The sequence below is a fragment of the Hymenobacter sp. 5317J-9 genome (assembly GCF_022921075.1).
GTDB lineage: Bacteria > Bacteroidota > Bacteroidia > Cytophagales > Hymenobacteraceae > Hymenobacter.
The window spans coordinates 3,015,488-3,035,004 of record NZ_CP095050.1; the positions used below are offsets into that span (position 1 = coordinate 3,015,488).

Below are 19,517 nucleotides of genomic sequence, written 5' to 3' on the forward strand. Positions count from 1 at the left end.
TTGTCATCAATCCGTTTGGCAAAACTAAATATATATGCCTCCCTCCTTCCGCATCTACTCGTCTTCGGCTGGCTCGGGCAAGACGTACCAATTAACGAAAGAATACCTGCTGCTGACGCTGGGCGCCGACGACCCAGCGTATTTCAAGCGCGTGCTGGCCATTACGTTTACCAACGACGCGGCGGGGGAAATGAAGGAGCGCATTGTGGGGGCGCTGCGGCGGTTTGCGTACCCGGAGGGCGGGAAGGCCGACGGGCTGCTGGCCGACATCGCGGCCGAGCTGAAGCTGCCGGAGACGGAGGTGCGGCGGCGGGCGGCCGAGACGTTCCGGCTGGTGCTGTACCACTACGCCGATTTTGGGGTGAGCACGATTGACTCGTTTGTGCAGCGGATTGTGACGGCGTTTACCCGGGAGCTGGGCTTGCCGGCCACGTTTGAGGTGGAATTGGATACGGATGCGGTGCTGCAAAGCGCGGTGGCCGCGCTGCTCGACAAGGTGAACCGCGACCCCAACAGCCGGCTACTCTCCCAAACTCTGGCCGAATACGCGCTGGGGCAGGCCGACGAGGGCAAAAGCTGGAGCCGGCTGCCCGAGGAGCTGGCGGGCTTCGGGCGGGCGCTGTTTAACGAGACGGTGCAGGAGGCGGTGATGCAGCTCGGCCGGCTGACGCTGGCCGATTTCCGGCGGCTGGACAAGCAGATTCGGGCGAAGCGGGCGGAGATTGAGGCGGCCTTTGCCCAGACGCGGGAGGCGGCGCTGGCGGTGCTGGAGCAGGCCGGCGTGGCGGAGGGCGACTTTTTCCAGGGCAAGCGCGGCATTTTCGGGTACGTGCAAAAGGGCGTGGACTTGCTAGCCCCGGAGGCCGGGCCGAACAGCTACGTGGCCGCCACGCTCAGCGACGACAAGTGGTACAGCGGCAAAATAAAGACCGAGGCCGACCGCGCCCGCGTGGATGCGGTGAAGGAGCCGCTGCGGGCGGTGGTGGCGGCCGTGGAGCAGCTGCGCGAGGCGTATTTGTCGAGCTACGTGCTGCTGGCGGCCATGCAGCCCTACTTGTTTCACGCCTCGCTGCTGAGCGAGCTGAACAAGGTGGTGGAGCAAATCAGCCGGGAGCGCAACGTGGTGCTGATTTCGGAATTCAACCGGCGCATTGCCAGCATTGTGCTCACCGAGCCGGTGCCGTTTCTGTACGAGCGACTGGGCGAGCGGTACGAGCATATTCTGATTGACGAGTTCCAGGATACGTCGGTACTGCAATGGAACAACCTGCTGCCGCTGGTGGAAAACACGCTGGCCAACGGCCACAGCAGCCTGGCCGTGGGCGATGCCAAGCAGGCCATCTACCGCTGGCGCGGGGGCGAGATGGAGCAGATTCTGCGCCTGCACCAGCACAACACGGCCGCCCTGGTGGCGCGGGCCCGCGAGCCCGAGATGCGCGAGCTGCTGCGCCTGCGCTACGAAACCCTCGACCCCGTGCTCGAACCCAAAGCCCTGCAGGTAAACTACCGCTCGGCCCGCGAAATCGTGGACTTTAACAACGCATTTTTCAAGGCGGTGAGCGACCGGCACGCCACGCTGGGGCTGGTGGCGGGCATCTTCGACAACTACTTTGGGCAGCAGGTGCCCGAGTCGCAGAGCACTGCCCAGCAGGGCCACGTCGAACTCCTCTTCACCCAAAAAGACGCCCCTGCCCTGCGCTACGACGCGGCCACCGGCGCCTACACCCCCGAGGCCCTCCCCGGCCACTTGCCCGAGGCCGTGCTGGGCTACGACGAAAGCACCTGCTACCTCACCCTGCAGCTGGTGGAGCAGGCCCTGGCCGAGGGCTACGCGTTGGAAGACATCGCCGTGCTGTGCCGCACCCGCTACGCCAGTAAAATCATTGCCAAGTTCCTGAAAGAGCGGGGCTACCCCATCATTTCGGCCGACTCGCTGGCGCTGGAATTTGCCGAGGTGGTGAACCTGCTGGTGAGCATCCTCAGGGTGCTGCACCAGCCGGCCGATACCCTGGCGCGGGCCGAAGCCCTGCTGCTCGTGGACAAGGTGGTGCGCGGGCTGGCCCCCACGCCGGCGCGCGCCCGGCACATTGCCGAGGTGGCGAATGCGGCCGGCGGCCACTCGTTTTTCGACGAGCTGCGGGCGCTGGGCTACGACGTGCGCGAGGCGGAAACCGGCAACCTGGGCCTCTACGAGCTGGCCGAGCGGCTGCTCAACCTCTTCGGCCTGCTGGGGCGCAACGGGGAGAGTGACTACCTGTTCCGCTTCCTCGATTTGACGCTGGAATACAGCCTGCGCTTCGGCAACAACCTGGGCAACTTCCTCACCTATTGGGAGGAGCGCAAGGGGCGCATCAGCATCAACGCGCCGGGCGGGCGGGCTGCTATCACCATCACCACGGTGCACAAGGCCAAGGGCCTGGCCTACGGCGTGGTCATCGTGCCGTTTGCCGACTGGAGCCTGGAGCCGCACCGGGGTACCCTGCTCTGGGGCCACCTGGAAGCCGGCGAAAAGCCCCTCGAAAACATGCCGGAAGTAGCAGTAGTGAGCCTGCAAAAAGGCATTCAGCAAACGGCGCTGGCGGCCCAATACGACGAGGAGCGCGAAAAAACCTTCCTCGAAGGGCTCAACACGCTATACGTGGCCTTCACCCGGCCGCGCCACCGCCTCTACGTCATCAGCAAAAAGCCCGCTTTAGTTGCTAGTTCTTCGTTGTCAATTGTTAGTTCGAAGGAAGGCAAAGAGCCGCAGGGCGGCGCCTCTCCAGCTCGTAATGTTGCCGACCTGTTGCACGGCTATTTAGAAGAGCGCGGCGAGTGGCAAGATGAGCAGGTGTCTTTCGTGGTTTCTAAAGGCTCCCCGGCCAAGAAAAAACCTGACAACGGACAACTAACAACTAACAACTACGAGCTAACCAACCTCGCCGCCGCGCCCTGGGAAGACCGCCTCAAGCTGCGCCGCCACGCCACCACCCTCTTCGATTTTGACGAGCAAAAAGAGCAGGGCGAGTGGAACCGCAAGCTGCACTTTGCCCTGCGCCGCCTGCTCACGGCCGCCGACGTGGGCCGGGTGGCCAGCCAGCTCGTGGCCGAGGGCATCTTGAGCGCCCGCGAGCGGCCCCAGCTGGTGGCCAGCCTCGAAACGCTGGTGAGCGACCCGCGCCTGGCCCCCTACTTCGCCCCGCACCTGAGCGTGGAAACGGAGCGCGAAATCCTGGTGGGCGGCGTGAAGCTGCGCGACTACAAGCCCGACCGCATCGTACTCGAACCCTCCCTGGAAGAACACCACCGCCTCGGCGGCCGGGTCACGCTGCTCGATTTCCGCCTGCCCCCGCCGCAGGAGAAACACCGGCGCCTGCTGCGGAATTACGCCACGCTCTTTGAGCAACTGGGGTACACGGAGGTGAAGGGCATTATTTATTATTTCGGGACGGGGGAGGTAGTGGAGGTGTGAGAATTTACATTCAATGACTTATGAGGAAATTCCTGACATTGATTTTAATTGTTCTCATGGCTCCGGTAATTGGTGGTATTTACGGAGCTGTACATGACCAACTAACTTATACAATTTCGCCAGAATACTACACCAAATTCAAATTCATTCAATTTGAACTCGCAGCTGAAGGTCCGGAAGCTCATCTTACGAATCCAAGACTTTGGGTGGCAGTGGTAGGCTTTCTAGCAACGTGGTGGATGGGAGCTTCAATTGGCTTTATTTTATGTCTGGCTGGGCTAACTCATGCTACTTGGAAACAAATGCTCCGCGTGACACTGAGGGCTTTCCTAATTACCATGTTTACAGCTTTTGTAACAGAAATTGCTGGTCTCGTCTACGGGCGTTTGGTTTTGGCAAATGACCCAGTAAAGGCATTCGAAAATTGGTTTATCCCAGAAAATATTATTGATTTTAAAAATTACATCGCCGTCGGTTCTATGCATAATTTCAGCTATGCTGGCGGATTTATCGGTTTGATTGCGGGAATTATTTATTCCTTATATCAAAAGCAGAACCCGCTTCGGCCGGGGCTTCCTCTCCCGCGCCTGCCGTCGACGCGGCGGTGAACCCCAAGCTCCTCATCCCCAAAAAAGACGGCCCGCTGGCCGAAGTCGCGCGGCTCGTGGCCGAGGCCTGGGGCAAGGAAACCTGGTTTGCGCTGCGCTGGAAAACGCAGGCCAACTTCGCCCAGCTGGCCACCGATTTCGGCGCCGCCATCGCCGAGAAGCGCGGAGCCGCCGCGGCCCGCACCCCGCAAAGCCAGCGCCTGCAGGAGCTCGACGACCAGTTCGATGAGGGCCTGCGCATTCTGAAAAAATACATCAACGAAGACAGCGGCTACGACAAAGCCCGCACCGATGCCCGCCTGCCCGGCTTCGGGCTGATAACGCGCAAAAGCGGCGGCTTTGCCCTGAGCGCAGACCGCAACGAGCGCCTCAAGGCCCTGCGCGAGCTGCTGCTCCCCGCCGTGGCCGTGGCTCCCTTCGCCAAGCGCGACTTCGGCACGTCCTTCTGGCAAACCCGCTTCGTTGAGTACCAGGACCTGCTGAGCAAAACCGATGGCCTGGTCAGCAAAGTGAGCAAGTCCGTGAGCCAGAAAGACACCGCCAAGCTGGAGCTGCGCAAGGTGCTGCAAGCCCTGGTGTACGCCCTCAAGGCCAACTACCCGGACACGTTCGAGGCCGAGCTGCGCGCCTGGGGCTTCCGCAAGGAGAGCTATTAATTAAGGGGGACGTGCGCCGGTCCGACCGCCCTAGGCGGTCCGACCGGTTTTCGGGGAGGGCGAGTATCGTGCTCACGGCCACCGGTCGGGCCGCCTAGGGCGGTCGGACCGGTGGTTTACTACCGACCTTTGCCCCCATGCATACCCTCGAACAGCTGCGCGCCGGGCAGCTCCACGGCCACAAGCGGCTTGATTTGGCCGCCGGCCTCACCGAATTTCCCCGCGAGATATTTGACCTCGCTGATACCCTCGAAGTTCTCAACCTGACCGGCAACGCGCTGTCCTCCCTTCCCGACGCCCTGGGCCGCCTGCGCCACCTACAGGTATTATTCTGCTCCGACAACCGCTTCACCGAAGTACCCGCCGTGCTGGGCCAGTGCGCCGAATTGCACATGGTGGGTTTCAAAGCCAACCAGATACGCACGCTGCCCGGAGCCGCGCTGCCGCCCAAGCTGCGCTGGCTCATCCTCACCGACAACCAGCTGGAAGCCTTGCCCGAGGAAATCGGCAACTGCGCGCAGCTGCAGAAGCTGATGCTGGCCGGCAATCGGCTCACCGAGCTGCCCGCAACGCTGGCCCGGTGCACCAAGCTGGAGCTGCTGCGCTTGGCCGCCAACCGCCTCACGGCGCTGCCGCCGTGGCTGCTGGCCCTGCCCCGTTTGTCCTGGCTGGCCTACGCGGGCAACCCGCTGTCGGCCCTTGCCGAAAAGCAAGCCGACGTGCAGCAAACCGTCGGCCCGATTGATTGGGAGCAACTGACCGTGGAACAGCAGTTGGGCGAAGGCGCTTCGGGCGTCATCTACCGGGCACTGTGGCAGCGGCCCAATTCTGAGGATGCGGAAGTGGCCGTGAAGCTCTTTAAAGGAGCCGTGACCAGCGACGGGCTGCCCCATTGCGAGATGCTGGCCTGCCTACAGGCTGGCGCCCACCCCAACCTGATTGCCGTGGAAGGCAAAGTGAACGGGCATCCGTCGGGCGCCGAGGGCTTGGTCCTGGAACTCATCGACGAGTCGTTCGGCAACCTAGCCGGGCCGCCCAGCCTGCGCACCTGCACACGCGACGTGTACGTCCCCGGCACCCATTTCACCCTGAAAACGGCCCTTCACATCGCGCAGGGCATTGCCGCTGCGGCCGGTCATTTGCACGCGCAGGGCATTCTGCACGGCGATTTGTACGCCCACAACGTGCTGACGACTGCCGACGGCAATGCGCTGCTGGGCGACTTTGGAGCGGCCAGCTTCTTCGCGCCCGACGGCGAGGCCGCCCCTGCCCTGCAACGGCTGGAAGTGCGAGCCTTTGGCTGCCTGCTGCAGGAATTGCTGGCGCATTGCCCCGAAACGGAGGGCTCCCCGCAGGCATCAAGTCTCCAGCAGCTCGAGCAGCAATGCCAGCAGCCCGATGTGGCCGCTCGGCCCTGCTTTGGCGAGATTCAGCAGGTGCTGGCAAGGCTGTAGAAACGCAACGTCGTGCGGCTCGGCAGGCTAAGTCTTACTTGCTAAGCCACCCGTTGGCGTCCATCCAGTTGCGCAGGCGGTCGGTCCAGAGGTCTTTGGTGGTTTTATTGTTGAGGCCGAAGCCGTGGCCGCCCTTGGGGTAGAGGTGCAGCTCGGCGGGCACACCGTGGCGCAGGCAGGCTTGGTAAAACACGATGCTGTTGTTAACGGGCACCGTTTTGTCGTCCTGCGCGTGCACCAGGAAGGTGGGCGGCGTCTGGGCCGATACCTGCAACTCGTTGGAATACTGTCGAATTTGCGCCGGTGTGGGCGTTTTGCCCAGCAGATTATCCCGCGAGCCGGCGTGCCTGAGCGTGTCGCTGAAGCTGATGACTGGGTACATCAGCACCAGAAACGCCGGCCGCACCGACACCGGGCCGGGATTATCCGCCACCGGGCGCGCAAACTGCGTGCCCGCCCACGCCGCCAGGTGCCCGCCGGCCGAGAAGCCCATCAGGCCGATGCGCTCGGGATTGAGGCTGTATTTGGCGGCCTGCTGGCGCACCAGGCGCAGGGCCTGCTGGGCATCAAGCAAGGGCGCGATGGATTTGTCGGGCTGGCTTTGGTCGTTCGGCAGGCGGTATTTGAGCACGAAGGCCGTGACGCCCATTTCGTTGAGGCGCTTGGCCACGTCGTAGCCTTCGCTGTCGATGGACAGGCGCGTGTATCCGCCGCCCGGGCAGATGATGACTGCCGTGCCATTGGCCGTGCCCGCCGGCGGCACAAAAACCGTGAGGTTGGGCTGCACCACGTTGGAAATGCGTACCCCGCCGTTGGCCAGCGTGAGGCTGGTTTCCTGCACCGCGCTGGGCTTGGAATCAGGAATGGTGCCGGTGTAGAGCGGGAGATTTTGCTGGGCGCGGAGGTGGCCCGCAGAAGTAGCGGCGAGGGCTAATATGCCGAGGATAAAGGACTTTTTCATAAGCAGGGCAATTGTACGCAGAAAATTATATGATGGCCGATGAGTGGCATAATATGAAATTGCAGTATAATTTTTCAAATAAATTTTAAGAAAACGCAACCCAAAATGAACCATGCCGTAGCGAGGCGGGTCTGGGGAACATGCGAAAGACCACTCTGCTGGCCGCCGCCGCCCTGCTGGGCAGCCCCGGCCTCACCCTGGCCCAAAACACCGCCGAGGAAAACAACCCCAATGTGGATGCCCCCTTCGTGCGGAACATTCGCGCCGACCGTCCCGGCCAAACCATCACCGCCCAAGTATTGCAGCCCGGCCGCTTTCAGCTCGAAACGGGCTTCCAGCGGCAGTTTGGCGGCAGTAGCTTGGCCCAGAGCCTAAGCGCGGCCACCCTGCGCATCGGTTTTTTCAACAGCATGGAGCTGCGCGTGACGCAGGGCTACCGCCACAACGGCGCCATTATGGCCACCGAGGCCGGCCCGGTAGAGGCCCGGGGCTACGCCCCCACGGTTGTCGGCACCAAGCTCATGATTTCGCCCAACTACGACACCCGCACCCAGGTCGCCATCATGGTAGAATCAGCCGTGCCGGGCACGGGCAGCGCGGCCCTCAAGGCCACCACCTGGGCCCCCGCCGGCCGCCTATTAGTGAGCGAGCAGCTGGGCGAGCAGTTTGGCCTGGAAGGCAACTTCGGCTTCAGCCAGCCCGGCATCACTACTGCCGACATCAGCAAAGGCCAGTTCCTCGGCTCGCTGGCCCTGAACGGGCCGCTGAGCCAGAAAGCCGGCTTTTTCGTGGAAGCATTCGGCTACGGCCGTTCCGGCCTCAACACCGGGACCACGGCGGGCCTTTACGTCCGCCCCATTCCCGCCATGCGCCTCGACGTGACGGCCGGGCAGGTGCTGGGCGGCACGGCCGCTGGCACTACTACGGTAGGCGCCGGCCTCACCTTTAAAGTCGGCAATTAGCCTGCCCTCGGATAACGACACCCCAAAAGCCTGCGTAATAACGCAGGCTTTTTTGCGTAGAAGAGCAGGTTAGCTGCAACAATATGCGTCTCCCCATTTTGATTTCACTTGTGATGGCCACGGGTTGCCAATCGCGCCCGCCCCAAGAAACCGCCGCCGCGCCGCCTGCCCGGCAGGCACCCGCGGCCGCCCTGCGCGAAACTCACTGGGTACCGCGTGAGCTGGCCGGCCGCCCCCTGCGCCTGCCGGCCGACACCCGCGAGCCCTACCTCACGCTTCGCGCCGACGGCACGGCCGAGGGCAACGGCGGCTGCAACCGCTTCCGCGGCAGTTTCTTCAGCGAAAAACCGAATGAGCTCACCTTCAGCCCGCTCATGAGCACGCGGATGGCGTGCCCGGCCATGGAAGCCGAAAACGACTTTACTCGCGCTCTGGGCCAGAGCCGTACCTACCGCATCAGCGGCGACACACTGCGCCTGTTGGACGCGACCGACGCGACCGTGGCGCGGCTCGAAGCCGTGTACCTGCGCTAGCGGGCGCGGTCGTCGGTGAGGGGCGGGATGCGGCTGGGCGTTTGGCGGCCGGCCACAATGCCGCTGGCACTCTGCGCGATGGCCTGAATGACGGCCGTCATGTTGGTCAGGTCGAGGGTTTCCACTTCGTCGTCGACGGAGTGGTACAGGCCGTCGGTCGGAATCTGGTCGGTGCTGATGGTGTGGGCTGGCACGCCCAGACGGGCCAGAGTGGCGTTGTCGGAGCGGTAGAACAGGTTTTGCTCGGGGTACGGGTCGGGCTCGAAGCGGAACTTGCTGCCGGCCAGGTTGGCCTGCAGCAGCTTGCCGAAATCGGACTTGTCGTAGCCCGTGATGAAAGCTGTGTTCGGGCCAAACTTGGCCTCCTTGCCAATCATCTCGATGTTGAACATGGCCGCCACCTGCGCGGGGTCGAGCTGTTTGGAGAAGTACTGCGAACCAAACCCTCCCACTTCTTCGGCCGCAAAAGCCACGAAGATGAGCGGACGGGCATTGTCGTTGCGCCTTTTGAAATACTCGGCCAGGGCCACCACGGCAGTGGTGCCGCTGGCGTCATCGTCGGCGCCGTTGGCGATGGAGTCGCCGGCCACGGGCTTAAGGTAGCCCAGGTGGTCGTAATGGCCCGAGAACACCACGTTTTCTTTGCTGCGCTTGGGGTCGTGGCCCGGCAGTTGGCCCACGATGTTGCGCAGCTCCACCGGCTCTATCACGGTGCTGGCGCTGATGCGGTAGCTGAGCGTGGCCGGCCGGGCGCCCAGCACAAACACCGTCGCAAACGGCTTAGGCCGCTCAGGAGTGGTGGTGCCCCGGCCCAGGTAGCCCACCAGCTGGCGGAAAGCCTTGGTTTGGGCCGTATCGACAAACACCAGGGTGTTGGCCGTGGGGTTGTTGACGTAGCCAAACAGCTTGCGGCGCTCGGCCGGCTCCGAGCCGATGACCGCCACGGCGGGCGGCTGAGCGTCTTCGCTCGACCACGTTATCGAGGGCTGGCCCGAAGCGGCTACGACCTGCGCCGATGCCAACGTCTGGTCGTTGATGACGGCCGCCACGGGCGTGCTCAGGGTTTGGTACACGGTGAGCTTCTGCTCAAAACCCGTTTGGCCCGGCAGTGGCTTCAGGCCAATGCGCTTAAATTCGCCAGCCAGAAAATCGCCGGCGCGCTGGCCGCCGGGCTGGCCCGTGCCGCGGCCCTGCATGTCGTCGGCAGCCAGGGCCTGCACCACGCGCGTGACCGTGACAGCCGATACCGCAGGTGCTTTGGGCGCGGGCTTGGCGTTTTTTTTCTGGGCGAGGGCGGGCTGGGTGGCTAGCAGTGCACCAAGCAGCAGGAAGTGTTTCATACGAAGTGCAACAGTGTGGAATTAACGCAATGTAGGGGCGGGGCTTGTCCCCGCCCGCCGCTACAACGATTTCGTGCAACGACGGGCGGGGGCAAGCCCCGCCCCTACCAGTTGTTTTAGCTCAGCGTCAGCACGAGGTCGTCGGCGCTTACCCGGGTTCCTTCGGACAGCACCACGTCGGCCACGGTCAGGTCCTGCGGCGCGGTGATGGTGGTTTCCATCTTCATGGCCTCGATGACGAACAGCGGCGTGTTTTTGGTGGCTGCTTGGCCGGGCTTCACCAGCACTTTGCTGAGCATGCCTTGGAGCGGGGCGCCCAGCTGGCGCGGGTTGGCTTTGTCGGCCTTGGCGTTGCTGATTTTGGTGACTTCAACGGATTGGTCGCGCACCTGCAGGTTGCGGGTCTGGCCGTTGAGAGTGAAGAAAATGGTGCGGCAGCCCTCCTCGTTCAGCGTGCCCACCGACTCCAGGCGCACGATGACGGACTTGCCCCGGGCGATTTCGATGATGGTTTCTTCTCCCGGCTTCAGGCCGTAGAAAAACACCGAGGTAGGCACTTTGCTCACGTTGCCGAATTTCTGGCGGTGCGCCCAGTACTCCTCAAACACTTTCGGGTAGAGCAGCGACGACAGCAAATCGGTGAACTTGGCGCCGGGAAACTTCTCCTGAAAAGCCGCCCACTCCTGGTCGAAGTTGATGGGCGCGAGGTGCTCGTTGGGCCGGTCGGTGAAGGGCGTTTCGTTCTTCAGTATGAGCTTCTGCAGCTCCTGGGGCCAGCCGCCTTCGGGCTGGCCAATGTCGCCGCGGAACAGCTCGCGCACCGACTCGGGGAAGTTCAGGCCCTCCCCGCGTTCCATCACGTCCTGGGGCGTGAGGTTGTTCGACACCATGAACAGGGCCATGTCGCCCACCACCTTGCTGCTCGGCGTCACCTTCACGATGTCGCCAAACATTTGGTTCACGTCGGCGAAGCGCTGCTTCACTTCCTCAAACTTATCGATGAGGCCCAGCGAGGCCGCCTGCGGGCGCAGGTTGGAGTACTGCCCGCCCGGAATTTCGTGCTGAAACACCTCGGAAGTGCCCGCCTTCAGGCCCGATTCAAATGGATAATACATCTCGCGCACAGCCTCCCAGTAGTTGCTGAACTCGTTGAGCGAGTGCTGGTCGAACTCGCGGTGGCGCGGCGTACCGCGGAACATTTCCACCACCGAGTTGAAGTTGGGCTGCGAAGTGAGCCCCGACAGCGAGCCAATGGCCACGTCGATGACGTTGACGCCCGCCTCCACGGCCTTGGCGTAGGTGGCGGGCTGCAGCGACGACGTATCGTGCGTGTGCAGGTGGATGGGCAGCTTCACCGTATCGCGCAGGCCCTGAATGAGCTCGGTGGCAGCGTACGGCTTCAGCAGGCCGGCCATGTCCTTGATGCACAGAATGTGAGCGCCGGCATCTTCCAACTGCTTGGCCAGCCGGAGGTAGTAGTCAAGGGTGTATTTGGTGCGCTTGGGGTCCAGAATGTCGCCGGTGTAGCAGATGCTGGCTTCGGCCAGCCGGTCGGTTTTGTTGCGCACAAAGCCGATGCAGGCTTCCATGCCCTTCATCCAGTTCAGCGAGTCGAAAATGCGGAAGATGTCGACGCCGGTTTCGGCTGCCTGCTGCACAAACCGCTCGGTGAGGTTGTCAGGATAAGCCTTATAGCCCACGCCGTTGGCCCCGCGAATGAGCATTTGCAGCAGAATGTTCGGGATGGCTTCGCGCAGCTGGGCCAGGCGCTCCCAAGGGTCTTCGTGCAGGAAGCGCAGGGCCACGTCGAAGGTGGCCCCGCCCCACACTTCCAGGCTGAAGGTTTGGGGGTGCATCTGGGCGTAGGCGCGGGCCACTTTCAGCATGTCCCAGGTGCGCATGCGGGTGGCCAGCAGGCTCTGGTGGGCGTCGCGCAGGGTGGTGTCGGTGTAATGCACCAGGGGCTCGTCGCGCAGCCACTGGGCAAAGCCTTCGGGGCCCAGCTCGTGCAGCTTCTGCTTGGTGCCGGGCGCGGGCGCCTCGTGGCCCGAGTGCGGAATGTGCGGCCGGCGCGGGTTGGCGCGCGGGTCGAGCAGGTTGCGTACGTCGGGGTTGCCGTTCACCACCGTTTCGCCGATGAAGCCTAGCAGGCGGGTGGCGCGGTCGCGCCGGGTTTCGAACTTGAAAAGCTCGGGGTGGTCTTTGATGAAGTCGACGGTGGCGTGGCCGGTCTGGAATTCCTCGTTGCCGACGATATTCTTGAGGAATTGAATGTTGGTTTGCACGCCGCGCACGCGGAATTCGTCCAGCGCACGCAGCATTTTCTGGGCCGCGGCGTGCAGCGTCGAGGCGTGGGCCGACACTTTCACGAGCATGGAGTCGAAAAACGGCGACACCACCACGCCTTGGTACACCGAGCCCTCGTCGAGGCGAATGCCGAAGCCGCCGGCCTGCCGGTAGGCCACGATGGTGCCGTAATCGGGCTTGAAGTCGTTTTCGGGGTTTTCGGTGGTCACGCGGCACTGCATGGCAAAGCCGGCGCGCAAGGGCTTCACGTCGGGCCCGAGGCCAATTTCGGGGTCGCTGAGCTTGTAGTTGGCCGCGATGAAAATCTGAGTTTTGATGAGGTCGATGCCCGTAATCATCTCGGTCACGGTGTGCTCCACCTGGATGCGCGGGTTCACCTCAATGAAGTAGATGCGGTCGTGCTCGGGGTTCACCAGGAATTCCACGGTGCCCACGTTGTCGTAGCCCACGGCCCGGCCAATGCGCAGCGCGTACTCATACAAAAGGTGGCGCTGGTGGTCGGGCAAGTTCATGGCCGGGGCCACCTCCACCACTTTCTGAAAACGGCGCTGCACCGAGCAGTCGCGTTCGTAGAGGTGCACGAGGTTACCGTGGTGGTCGCCCACCAGCTGCACTTCGATGTGCTTGGGTTTCTCCACGAATTTCTCCAGAAATACCGTGTCGTCGCCAAACGCGTTCAGGGCCTCGTTGCGGGCTTCAAAAAAGCCTTTCTCCAGCTGCTCGTCGTCGCGAATGACGCGCATGCCGCGGCCGCCGCCACCGGCCGCCGCCTTCAGCATCACCGGGTAGCCGATGCGGTTGGCTTCGGTTTTGGCGGTTTCATAGTCGACTAACTCGGGCTCGCTGCTCTCAATCTGGGGCACCTGGCACTGCTGGGCCACTTCCTTGGCGCGCACCTTGTCGCCGAGGGCCTCCATCACCTCGGGGCGCGGGCCCACGAAAATGATGCCTTCTTCGGCGCAGCGGCGCGAGAGCGTGGCGTTTTCGGACAGGAAGCCATAGCCGGGGTGAATGGCGTTGGCCCCGTTCTCTTTCGCCACCCGCAGGATGCTCTCGATGTCGAGGTAGGGCTTCAGGGGCTCGTCGTCGCGGCCTATCTGGTAGGCTTCGTCGGCTTTGTAGCGGTGCAGCGAGTACCGGTCCTCGTAGGTGTACACGGCCACAGTGGGGATGTTGAGCTCGGTGGCGGCGCGCATGACGCGAATGGCAATTTCGCCGCGGTTGGCGACCAGGAGTTTGGTTATGTTCATATGCGAGTAGTGGGATAAACGCGCTTACGGCGAAACTACGCGAAAGGCTGCCATCAAACCAGGCCTCGCCTTTTTTTCCAGCGAAATTTCGCTAACAGAGAATCTTCGGCAAACGTTTGCATTTTCGTTTGCGACTCATACTCGCAAAACTTTCGCCCTGATACAGGGTTTGCAAGACTTTCGCACAGCTAAGCTTTCCTGCATGGATTTCACGGACAAAAACATTCTGCTCATCGGCGCTTCTTCGGGCATTGGCCTGGCCACGGCCCGGCTCCTGAGCTCCCTCCACGTCAACTTATTCACGGCCTCGCGCCACCTGTCGCCGGAGCTGGCCGAGCTGGGCACCACGCACATAGCTTACGATGCGACCCAGCCCGTGGGCAACGCGTTCGATGCTCTGCCGGAGGTACTGCACGGCTTGGCTTACCTCCCCGGCAGCATCAAGCTCCGGCCGTTTGAGCGCATTCCGACCGATGATTTCCAAGCCGACTTTGACTTGAATGTACTGGGCGCCGTGCGCGTCATCCAAGCCACCATTAAGCGCCTGAAAAAAGCCGAGGGAGGTGCGTCGGTGGTGCTGTTCAGCACCGTGGCAGCCGATACGGGCATGAGCTTCCACACCAGCATTGCCACGGCCAAGGCTGCCGTGGAGGGCCTCACGAGGGCCCTGGCCTCCGAATACGCCGCCAGCGGTGTGCGCGTAAACTGCATCGCGCCCTCGCTCACCAACACGCCCCTGGCCGCCGCCCTGCTCAACTCGCCCGAGAAGGTGGAAGCCGGCGGCAAGCGCCACCCGCTGCAGCGCATCGGCCAGCCCGAAGATTTGGCCTACATGGCCTCTTTCCTGCTGTCGGACCACAGCTCGTTCATCACCGGCCAAACGATGGCTGTGGATGGTGGGATGGGGAAACTGAAATAGGTAAAAGCACGTCATGCTTCGCTGCGCTCTGCATGACGTGCTGCTTTGCACAGATAACCACATCCACAACATGAAAATCTGCCTCTTCTGGCACCGGCGCGACTTGCGCATTCACGATAACGTGGGCCTAGCGGCGGCGCTGGCCAGCGGCCTGCCGGTGCTGCCGCTGTTCATCTATGACCAGAAAATTCTCGACCACTTGCCCGATAAGGCCGATGCCCGGCTCATGTTCATTCATGATGAAGTGGAGAAGTTGGCCGCCGAAACGGAAAAGGCCGGCGGCACCTTCCTGGCCCGCTACGGCGAGCCGCTAAAGGTGCTGGAGCAGCTGGTGAAAGACTTCGACGTGGCGGCGGTGCACACCAACGAGGACTACGAGCCCTATGCCACCGAGCGCGACACGGCCGTGGCAAAGCTGCTGAAGAAGCACGACGTGGAATTCCACACCTATAAGGACCAGGTTATTTTCGCCAAAGAGGAGATTATGACCAAGTCGGGCACCGTGCCCAAGGTGTTCGGCGCTTACCTAAAGGCTTACACCGCCAAGCTGACCGACGAGCTGCTGGAGCCCGCTAAATCCAAAAAACTGTTCAAAAAAGAGCACCTGCAGCACGTTTCGAAGGAAAAAGCGGGGGCCCGGCCCACGCTCAACAGCATGGGATTCGAGCGCAGGGAGCAGGATATTCCGCCTGTGAAGCTGCCGGCGGAAAGCGTGGTCCGCAACTACCACAAAACCCGCGACACGCCCGCCAATGAGCACGGAAGCACCCGCGAGTCGCTGAACCTGCGCTTCGGCACGCTCAGCGTGCGTGAGGTAATGAAGCAGGCCAAGGAACTGAACCCGAAGCTACTGGCCGAAATTATCTGGCGCGACTTTTTTATGATGCTGCTCTGGCATTTCCCCAACACCGCCACCGAGAGCTACGACCCCAAGATGCGGCACATCCCCTACCGCAACAACGAGGACGAGTTCAAAGCCTGGTGCGAGGGCCGCACCGGCTACCCGCTCGTCGATGCCGGCATGCGCCAGCTCAACAAAACCGGCTACCTGCCCAACCGCGTGCGCATGACCGTGGCCGGCTTCCTCACCAAGCACCTGTTCATCGACTGGCGCTGGGGCGAAAAGTATTTCGCCGACAAGCTGCTCGACTACGACATGGCCAACAACGTGGGCAATTGGCAGTGGATGGCCGGCACCGGCGCTATTTCGGCCCCCTGGTTCCGAGTGTACAGCCCCGAAAGCCAGCAAGCGCAGGTCGACCCCGAGATGAAGTACGTGAAGCGCTGGGTGCTGGAAGTGGGCACGGCGAAATACCCTAAGCCTATTGTGGAGCATAAGTTTGCCCGCGAGCGGGCCGTGGAAGCTATTCGGGCGGCGCGCATTGCCGCTTCGTAGCGTGGACTCTGCGAGTCCGCGCTTGGGTGAACATCCTACCGAAGCGCGGACTCGCAGAGTCCACGCTGCAATCCGAACCGTACGGCCTTCCAGCCGGTTATACCCGCATGGAAAAGGACCGCATCAAACAAGCCTATCTCGACTTCGTGCTCAACGAAGGCCACCCGCCGCAATCGGTGTTCAAACTCACGCAGCAGTTGGGCGTGGCCGAGTCGGAATTCTACCAGCACTACCCCAATTTCGAGGCCATCGACCGCGAAATCTGGGCTGATTTCGGTCGGCAGGCGCGCGAAACGGCTGCGGCCGAGCCCGTGTGGGAAGGCTACGGCAGCCGCGAAAAGCTGCTGGCGTTCTACTACACGCTGCTCGAAATCCTCAAAAGCAACCGTTCCTACGCCCTGATGAGCCTGCGCCGCTCGCTGCACCGCATCCCAGCGCTGTCGCCCCGCGTGCTCGACGACTTCCGGCAGGACTTCGAATACTTCGTGAGCGACCTGCTCAGCGCCGGCCGCGTGAGCGGCGAAATCGCCAACCGCCCGCTGGTGCAGGAAGGCTACCCGCGCTTCTTCTGGCAGCAGGCGCTGTTCGTGCTCGGCTACTTCGCCAAAGATGACACCGTGAATTTCGAGCGCACCGACGCGGCCGTGGAAAAAGCCGTGACGCTGAGCTTCGACCTTGTGGGCCGCAACACGCTCGATTCGGCCGTGGATTTCGTGCGGTTTCTGGTGCGGCGCTAGCGTTTCAATGAATAGTTATCAGTGAGCAGTGAACAGTTCGTTCAATAGCCGACTGACTGATTGTTCACTGCTCACTGATAACTGTTCACTGATTTAATGGACGAACCCCAAACCTCGCTGCCGACCACCAAGGTGGCCCGCGCCGCCCGCTTCGCCAAAACCGGCTTCAACGTGGGCACCAACTACATTAAGCACTATGCCAAGAAAGCCGTGGGGGCCGAGTCGACCACCGAAGACCTGCACGCCGCCAACGCCGCCGAGCTCTACGGCACGCTGAGCGAGATGAAGGGCTCGGTGCTGAAAGTGGCCCAGATGCTGGCAATGGAGAAAAACATGCTGCCTGCGGCCTACGCCGAGCAGTTTGCCCAGGCGCAGTATTCGACCCCGCCGCTCTCGGGCCCGCTGGTGGTGAAGGCGTTTCGGGATGCGTTTGGCAAGTCGCCGTATCAGTTGTTTGATGCGTTTGAGCCCGAAGCGCGGCAGGCGGCCAGCATTGGCCAGGTGCACCTGGCACGCAAAAACGGTAAAGAGCTGGCTGTGAAGGTGCAATACCCCGGCGTGGCCGACAGCATCAAGTCCGACATCCGGCTGGTGAAGCCCATTGCGCTGCGCATTATGGGCCTAAACGAATCCCAGGTGCGCCCCTACCTGGAGGAAGTGGAAACCCGGCTGCTGGAAGAAACCGACTACAAGCTGGAGCTGCTGCGCGGCCAGGAAATTGCGGCGCAGTGCCAGGCGCTGCCGCACCTGCAGTTTCCGGCCTACTACCCCGAGTTTTCCACGGCCCGCATTCTGACCATGGACTGGCTTCCCGGCCAGCACCTCAAGGAGTTTCTGGCTACCAACCCCACGCAGGAGGTGCGCAACCAAATCGGCCAGGCGCTATGGGATTTCTACCAGTTCCAGTTCAACACCCTGCACCGCCTGCACGCCGACCCGCACCCCGGCAATTTCCTGATGCGCGCCGACCACGGCGGCACCCTCGGCGTGCTCGACTTCGGCTGCGTGAAAGACGTGCCACAAGACGTGTACCAGCTCTTCAAGGACCTTCTGGCCCCCGAAACCATTGCCGACGAAGCCCGCCTCGCCGAGCTGCTCACCCAGGCCGGCGTGCTCCGCTCCACCGATGCGCCGGCCATGCGGGCGCTCTACCTGCGCACCCTGCAGGTGTCGCTGGAGCTGGTGGGCCGCCCCTTCCGCCAGCCCACCTTCGATTTCGGCGACCCCGCCTACATGGCTGCCCTCTACGCCCTCGGCGACGACCTGATGGCCGACCCCGAGTTGCGCAAGCAGCGCGAGCCCCGCGGCTCCGAGCACTTCATCTACCTCAACCGCACTTACGTGGGCCTGTTTGCGCTGCTCACGGAGCTGGGGGCGGCGGTCGAAACCGGAGTTGCTATGTAGCACATGCTTCCGCTTGCGCCTGCCAGAACGACCGGCTGGGCACAAGCGGAAACATATGCTACATTTCGCTGATGAACTTCCGAACCGAGCTACTGCGGGAACACTCGGCGCGCCAGACCCGGCGTCTGACCGACTACGCCTGTGCCCACCCCACAGCTCTGGCCGAGGTGCTGCAGCTGTTCTGGTACGGCGCGCCGCGCGAGCGCCAGCTGGCCGCGGACGTGCTGGGCTGGGTGGGCGAGCGCCGGCCCAAGTGGCTGGTGCCCCACCTGCCCGGCCTCCTGGCCGCAGCCCAATCTGGCCCCGACCAACACCCGGCCATTCGGCGGGCGGTGGCGCGGGTGCTGCAATTTGTGCCCGTGCCCGAGGAATGGCAGGCCCTGGCGTTCGATACCTGCCTGGCGCTGCTGCGGGCTCCGCGCGAGCCGGTGGCCATTCGGGCCTACGCCCTCACGGCCGCCGCCCGGCTGGCCGGCCCCTACCCCGAGTTGGCCGCCGAAGTTGTGTTGGCCACTGAAAATGCGCTGGCTACCAGCGCTTCGGCGGCGTTGCACAGCCGCGCGACGCGCGAGCTGCCAAAACTTCGCCACCTTGCGCGGGAAGTTTTACCGGGTTAGCTGTTGCGCTTGCTCAGTTGTTTCCAATCATACTTAATTCCATGTTCACCAAAAAGTTACTCACGCTCGGCGCGGCCCTGCTCAGCCTCTCGTTCTCGGCTTCGGCCCAACAGATGGCTAGCTGCTGCGCTCGTCCGGCCGCCAACCTCTCGGCTTCGGCCACCGAGGCCTTCGCCATGCTGGCCACCAACAAAGATTTCTCGGGTGGCCACGATGCGCCGCTGCCCTTCGTGTATGAGGGCGCAGGCAAGGAAATCACCTTCAAAACGCCCGATGGCAGCACCGGCAAGGGCTTCGAAATCAAGAGCGCCAAGTCGAGCAACAAGTACCTGTTCGTGATTCACGAATGGTGGGGCCTGAACGACTACATCAAGAAGGAAGCCGCCACTTTCGCCGCCGAGATGCCCGACGTGAACGTCATCGCCGTCGACCTCTACGATGGCAAAATTGCCACTACGCCCGAAGAGGCCGGCAAATACATGGGCGAGGTGAAAACCGAGCGCGCCGTGGCCATCCTCAAAGGCGCCCAGATGTACGCCGGTCCCAAAGCCCAATTCGCCAGCATCGGCTGGTGCTTCGGCGGCGGCTGGAGCCTGCAGGAAGCCCTGCTCGGCGGCAAACAGACGGTTGGCTGTGTCATGTACTACGGCATGCCCGAGAAGGACGTGGCCAAGCTCAAAACCCTGAATTCGGACGTGCTGGGCATTTTCGCCAGCCAGGATAAGTGGATTAACCCCGAAGTGGTGGCCCAGTTCAAAAAGGACATGACCGCCGCCGGCAAAAGCGTCACCATCGAGAGCTACGACGCCGACCACGCCTTTGCCAACCCATCCAACCCCAAATACAAAAAGGACGATGCCGCCAAGGCGCACGCCCACGCGCTGGCCTACCTGCGCGGCCGTTTCAAGTCGAAATCGTAAGG

15 protein-coding genes are annotated in these 19,517 nt (G+C 62.7%); 12 read left to right on the forward strand and 3 right to left on the reverse strand.

Annotated elements, in window-relative coordinates; translation table 11 throughout:
* Positions 1-34: 34 nt before the first annotated feature.
* The 4 genes from MUN81_RS12780 (at position 35) to MUN81_RS12795 (ending at position 6,169) form a co-directional block, all read left to right on the forward strand.
* Positions 35-3,451: a UvrD-helicase domain-containing protein gene (locus tag MUN81_RS12780; RefSeq protein WP_245110922.1), complete on the forward strand. Its 3,417-nt coding sequence runs from the start codon at positions 35-37 to the stop codon at positions 3,449-3,451.
* Positions 3,452-3,471: 20 nt separating this feature from the next.
* Positions 3,472-4,059: a hypothetical protein gene (locus tag MUN81_RS12785; protein ID WP_245110924.1), complete on the forward strand. Its 588-nt coding sequence runs from the start codon at positions 3,472-3,474 to the stop codon at positions 4,057-4,059.
* A complete protein-coding gene (locus tag MUN81_RS12790) occupies positions 4,056-4,715 on the forward strand; it encodes a hypothetical protein (RefSeq protein WP_245110926.1) in 660 nt (219 codons plus the stop codon). Before MUN81_RS12785 ends, MUN81_RS12790 begins: the two co-directional genes overlap by 4 nt.
* Positions 4,716-4,852: 137 nt before the next feature.
* The gene (locus tag MUN81_RS12795; protein WP_245110928.1) at positions 4,853-6,169 is read left to right on the forward strand and encodes a leucine-rich repeat-containing protein kinase family protein; all 1,317 of its coding nucleotides are present in this window, start codon (positions 4,853-4,855) and stop codon (positions 6,167-6,169) included.
* A gap of 34 nt (positions 6,170-6,203) precedes the next feature.
* Here the strand turns inward: MUN81_RS12795 and MUN81_RS12800 are convergent, their stop codons facing one another.
* Complete coding sequence (locus MUN81_RS12800; RefSeq protein ID WP_245110930.1) at positions 6,204-7,130, reverse strand: alpha/beta hydrolase; 927 nt, start codon at positions 7,128-7,130, stop codon at positions 6,204-6,206.
* A 140-nt stretch (positions 7,131-7,270) separates the two neighbouring features.
* Here MUN81_RS12800 and MUN81_RS12805 point away from each other — a divergent pair, with 140 nt between their 5' ends.
* A complete protein-coding gene (locus MUN81_RS12805) occupies positions 7,271-8,092 on the forward strand; it encodes a transporter (protein WP_245110932.1) in 822 nt (273 codons plus the stop codon).
* A gap of 83 nt (positions 8,093-8,175) precedes the next feature.
* On the forward strand, positions 8,176-8,625 hold the full coding sequence (locus MUN81_RS12810) for an META domain-containing protein (protein ID WP_245110934.1): 450 nt from the start codon (positions 8,176-8,178) through the stop codon (positions 8,623-8,625).
* On the opposite strand, the gene MUN81_RS12815 is transcribed toward MUN81_RS12810, so the two are convergent.
* Both MUN81_RS12815 and MUN81_RS12820 read right to left on the reverse strand, forming a co-directional pair.
* Positions 8,622-9,965 (reverse strand): M20/M25/M40 family metallo-hydrolase, encoded by a 1,344-nt coding sequence (locus tag MUN81_RS12815; RefSeq protein WP_245110935.1) that lies wholly within the window; start codon positions 9,963-9,965, stop codon positions 8,622-8,624. The two genes, MUN81_RS12810 and MUN81_RS12815, sit on opposite strands and share 4 nt — an antisense overlap.
* 116 nt (positions 9,966-10,081) lie before the next feature.
* Positions 10,082-13,522, reverse strand: coding sequence for a pyruvate carboxylase (locus MUN81_RS12820; RefSeq protein WP_245110937.1), 3,441 nt, complete (start codon positions 13,520-13,522; stop codon positions 10,082-10,084).
* A 202-nt stretch (positions 13,523-13,724) separates the two neighbouring features.
* Here MUN81_RS12820 and MUN81_RS12825 point away from each other — a divergent pair, with 202 nt between their 5' ends.
* The 6 genes from MUN81_RS12825 (at position 13,725) to MUN81_RS12850 (ending at position 19,515) form a co-directional block, all read left to right on the forward strand.
* Positions 13,725-14,441 carry an SDR family oxidoreductase gene (locus MUN81_RS12825; protein WP_245110939.1) on the forward strand — a complete coding sequence of 239 codons (717 nt, stop codon included), beginning with the start codon at positions 13,725-13,727 and terminating at the stop codon, positions 14,439-14,441.
* A gap of 70 nt (positions 14,442-14,511) precedes the next feature.
* The gene (locus tag MUN81_RS12830; RefSeq protein ID WP_245110940.1) at positions 14,512-15,837 is read left to right on the forward strand and encodes a deoxyribodipyrimidine photo-lyase; all 1,326 of its coding nucleotides are present in this window, start codon (positions 14,512-14,514) and stop codon (positions 15,835-15,837) included.
* A 107-nt stretch (positions 15,838-15,944) separates the two neighbouring features.
* Positions 15,945-16,574 (forward strand): TetR family transcriptional regulator C-terminal domain-containing protein, encoded by a 630-nt coding sequence (locus MUN81_RS12835; RefSeq protein ID WP_245110942.1) that lies wholly within the window; start codon positions 15,945-15,947, stop codon positions 16,572-16,574.
* 96 nt (positions 16,575-16,670) lie between these two features.
* A complete protein-coding gene (locus MUN81_RS12840) occupies positions 16,671-17,978 on the forward strand; it encodes an AarF/ABC1/UbiB kinase family protein (RefSeq protein WP_245110944.1) in 1,308 nt (435 codons plus the stop codon).
* 71 nt (positions 17,979-18,049) lie between these two features.
* Positions 18,050-18,595: a hypothetical protein gene (locus MUN81_RS12845; RefSeq protein WP_245110946.1), complete on the forward strand. Its 546-nt coding sequence runs from the start codon at positions 18,050-18,052 to the stop codon at positions 18,593-18,595.
* A 41-nt stretch (positions 18,596-18,636) separates the two neighbouring features.
* Entirely contained in the window at positions 18,637-19,515 is an 879-nt protein-coding gene (locus MUN81_RS12850) for a dienelactone hydrolase family protein (RefSeq protein WP_245110948.1), read from the forward strand.
* The last annotated feature ends 2 nt before the right edge of the window (positions 19,516-19,517 follow it).